General features: G+C 76.6%; 1 protein-coding gene. It reads right to left on the reverse strand.

What is annotated here, in order from left to right; all coding sequences use genetic code 11:
• Positions 1 to 101: 101 nt before the first annotated feature.
• On the reverse strand, positions 102 to 406 hold a 305-nt coding region (locus GTR00_RS22600; protein WP_205706464.1), incomplete at its 5' end, for a BRCT domain-containing protein.

Here is a 406-nt window from a genome sequence, read left to right on the forward strand (position 1 = left end):
GCGGGGCCCTTCGCCGGGGACGAGGAGCGGGAGCCTACGGAGCGGGCGCCGCCCGCCGCGGCGGTTTTCCCGCAGAGGGGGCGCGCTCACGCCCCCTTCGCTCACGCCTCCTTCGGCGTGCCCGGCGCGATCGCGGCCAGCAGTTCCTCGAACCGCGCCTCGTCCACCGCCGGCACCCCGTGCCGGCGGGCGTCGAGGACCTTGCGCACCCCGGCGTCCGGGTCGTTGGTGACCAGCAGCCCGGTGGTGCGGCTGACGCCGTTCATGACGTCCAGGCCGGCGTCGACCGCGCGGGCGATGAGGTCCTCGCGCGGGGTGTCGGTGTCGCCGCTGAAGACGACCTTGGTGCCCTGCACGAGCGCCTCGCCGGGGATCCAGCGGCCCGGGTCGATCCACGCGCAGGGGG

The organism is Kineococcus indalonis, from assembly GCF_009906395.1.
GTDB lineage: Bacteria > Actinomycetota > Actinomycetes > Actinomycetales > Kineococcaceae > Kineococcus > Kineococcus indalonis.